2 protein-coding genes and 1 pseudogene are annotated in these 3733 nt (G+C 44.1%); all 3 read left to right on the top strand.

Going from position 1 to position 3733, the window contains the following annotated elements; translation table 11 throughout:
* A partial coding sequence (locus tag HWQ39_RS00710) for a DUF4114 domain-containing protein (RefSeq protein WP_292840165.1) occupies positions 1–2641 on the top strand: 2641 nt, incomplete at its 5' end.
* A gap of 520 nt (positions 2642–3161) precedes the next feature.
* Positions 3162–3272, top strand: a pseudogene (locus HWQ39_RS00715) (winged helix-turn-helix domain-containing protein); the annotation flags it as partial.
* A 53-nt stretch (positions 3273–3325) separates the two neighbouring features.
* On the top strand, positions 3326–3523 hold the full coding sequence (locus HWQ39_RS00720) for a CopG family transcriptional regulator (RefSeq protein ID WP_292840168.1): 198 nt from the start codon (positions 3326–3328) through the stop codon (positions 3521–3523).
* Positions 3524–3733 lie beyond the last annotated feature (210 nt).

Genomic DNA, 3733 nt, shown 5'->3' on the forward strand with positions numbered 1-3733 from the left:
GCTGCTAGGAAACGGCACAGGGGGCTTTAGCACCGCCACCAACTTCTCCGTCGGCAATAGTCCCAGATCTGTCACAGTTGGAGACTTCAACGGCGACGGCAAACTCGACTTGGCTACCGCTAACAGTGGCAGCGCCAACGTCTCAGTGCTGCTGAATACCACCCCCAAAATTACCATTGCTTCAGGCACTAACCCCACAGAAGGCGGTATAGTCGGCAGCTTTGACATCACCCTCGACACTCCTGCCCCAGTTGGCGGTTTAGTCGTCAACTTCAACACCACAGGTAGCACCGCCACCGCCAGCACCGACTACACCTTGGCAGCAGGCACAAATATTACCGCTCTCACAGCCAATACCTTTGCGATCGCCGCCGGGCAAACCACCGCCACCTTAACAGTCACAGCTGCCACCGATGGAGTCTCTGACCCCAACGAAACCGTCACTGTCAACCTACAATCCAGCTCAGACTACATCCTCGATGCCAACAGCACTGCCGCTTTAACAATTGCCGAACCTGTTGCCCCAGTCATTACCGCCAGCAACATCGCCCTTAGCTATAGCGAAAACGACCCTGCGACAATCATCGACTCTGGCATCACCGTCACTGATGTAGACTCCACCAGCCTCAGCAGCGCCACCATCACCATTAGCAACGGTTTCGTCGCCACAGAAGACAGCCTTGCTTTCACCAACCAAAATACCATTACTGGCAGTTATACCAACGGTGTTTTAACCTTAACTGGCAGTGCTACCGTCGCCCAATATCAAACTGCACTGCAATCTGTTACTTATCAAAATAGCAGCGATAACCCCAGCACCACTCCTCGCACTATTAGCTTTGTCGTTAATGATGGCAGCTTAAATAGTACTGCTGTAACCCGCGACATTAATCTCACCGCAGTTAATGATGCCCCAGTCACCACAGCCACCAACAGCGCCCTTACCTACACCGAAAACGCCGCCGCGACAATCATCGACCCTGGCATCACCGTCACCGATATAGACTCCACCAGCCTCAGCAGCGCCACCATCACCATTAGCAACGGTTTCGTCGCCACAGAAGACAGCCTTGCTTTCACCAACCAAAATACCATTACTGGCAGTTATACCAACGGTGTTTTAACCTTAACTGGCAGTGCTACCGTCGCCCAATATCAAACTGCACTGCAATCTGTTACTTATCAAAATAGCAGCGATAACCCCAGCACCACTCCTCGCACTATTAGCTTTGTCGTTAATGATGGCAGCTTAAATAGTACTGCTGTAACCCGCGACATTAATCTCACTGCCGTTAATGATGCACCCACAAATTTGGCGTTGAGTCAGACAAATGTCGATGATAAAGCAGCAGCCAACTCCGTCATCGGCACATTCAGCAGCACCGACCCAGATCAAAACGATAATTTTGCATACAGCTTAGTTTCGGGAATTGACGATGTTGATAATAATGCCTTCACCATTGATGGTAATAGCCTCAAAATCAACAATTCTCCAGACTTTAAAACTAAGTCTAGTTACAAAATCCGCGTCCGTACCACTGATGATGGTAATCTCACCTTTGAGAAGGGATTGAGTATTAATGTTAATAATGGTGTTGAAATACCCAGCCGTCTCACTAACCCCAATGATGATATCTTTAACATTACAGGTGAAGATATTAAAGCCAAACTGGAAATCAAACTTACTGGACACAGTTCTAAGCTGGTGAATGAACTGGGTTTATTTACTGTTGATGATGCTAAAGGTACGATTGACGGTATTGCCCCTGGTGCTGAAGGTTATGCCAAAGCAGCAATAGATCGCTCAAAGGTAATTTTATCAGCGATCGCTAATACCCCTAATGGATTTGACACCAATAATCTCACCACTCTGCTGGAATTGATTTCTGGTCAGAGTTTTAGATTCTTATTAGTCCAAGATGGTACGCTTGATGCTGTACGCAACGATCCTAACTCCATCGGAAAATTACTGTTTTCTAGCGTTTCAACCCAGAAAATTACAGATTTGGGTGATGATGGTTTCTCTCTCGGTTGGAAGGATGCTTCTGGTAACAGTGCCACAGATTTTAACGATCTAGTGGTGAAAATAAAGCAGACAGATCGAGCTTTACCTTTGGGTACAAATCTCCAAAATAAATTCCAGGGAGAAGTGATTGATTTGCGAGATGTCAAACAATCAGTCAACGCTGAATTTAACGTTTATAGAGAGGCGGCTTACAAGAATTACGTCGGCTTCTATCAAGTGACTGATGAAAATGGTGGGATTGATACCAATGGCGACGGCAATGCTGATATTCTCACGGGACAGGCTGGTTATACTCAGGCTGCTGTGCGTGGTCGGGTTGCTGGTATTGATTTGACTGTGAATAACCAAGGTAGTGCTACTTACAGTGGTACTTTCCAACCGGGTGGGATTTTTGTTCCCTTTATTATTATTAACGATAGCCCTGATGCGCTTTTAGATAACAATCCTAATAACGATCCGGCGGTTTATTTTCCATTCTTGGGTGCTAATTCCGATCGGTCGGATCACATTTCCCTGTTAGCAAGTAACACCTTTGGCTTTGAGGATTTGTCTGGTGGTGGTGACAAGGATTTCAATGATTTGATTATCAAAGTTAATTTGACAACCACAATTTAGTCATCTTAGAGGATGTTTTAAAAGTCCTTTGCTCGGTAGCAAAACGTTTTAGATCCCCCTAAATCCCCCTTAAAAAGGGGGCAAAGCTCTAAAAGTCCCCCTTTTTAAGGGGGGTTGGGGGGATCAATAAGTGCCGAAAATTACAGCCACCCACTTTTAAAACATCCTCTTAAAATAAATCCAGGATGATGATTTGAATTGTCAGAAATTTCATTGTACAGGCGATCGCTATTCTCTTGGACTGCAACCGCCTTTTCCCACTATGGTGGACATCTTAGCTTTAAAGCTTATTGCGAGAAGGAGTTGACCAAACATGTAAGATATCGCCGCGTCAGGGATTTGCTGTCTGCGAAGAAAGTAGTTGATACCTTGCCAGAGGAACTTAGGGTAAAAATCACTAATAGCATTTATATCTGATTTATTAAAATCGAAAAACTTAGATTCTCGACTTCTTGATTTGATTGCAGACATAGTGTATATGACAGAGAAATTTTGTTGTGAATTTTGAATTGTTAATCTAAACAATATTATTGAGGTTTATATTCGTTTTTTGCGACTCAAGTTGTAAGAAAATAATGAAAAGCGTTTGATTCATACAGTCCGTGGTGTAGGCTATGCAGTACGGGAATAATCCTAATGACTTGGTGATTTTGATAAAAAGCAAATTAAAGACAAAAAAGGATCATGAAGAAAAAATGGGCTGTTAAACGACTGACAGTAAATCTCACAACCGAGGAAATGAAGAAACTTGAATGCTACTGTGCTTTGACAGGAAGGCCAGCAACAGATGTCATTCGAGAACTACTCCGAAGTCTTGAGGTTGACAATGCAAAAAATTCTGAAAAGGAAACAGCAGATTCAACAATAACTGTTGGCAGTTAGTCAAAATCATTGTAACTATCCAGTCGCATATCCCGCCAAATCTCAGAAGTCTATATCTTGTGGAGTAGGCATCTTGCCATTGGTATCAACTTAAGCTGGAAATAGCTTATCTGTTGGCTTCCATGCCCGCCCGGAAATAAATTTTCGGGCTAATAGCTTAAGTCTACTGAAGTAGACTGGAGATTTTTGGCGATATTTAGTCATCTTCAG

Source organism: Nostoc sp. NMS8 (assembly GCF_017115045.1).
Taxonomy (GTDB): domain Bacteria; phylum Cyanobacteriota; class Cyanobacteriia; order Cyanobacteriales; family Nostocaceae; genus Nostoc.

What these genes read in the sequence shown, in the direction of transcription:
- HWQ39_RS00720 (WP_292840168.1), top strand. Translation starts at nt 3,326, where the DNA reads ATGAAGAAAAAATGGGCTGTTAAACGACTGACAGTAAATCTCACAACC.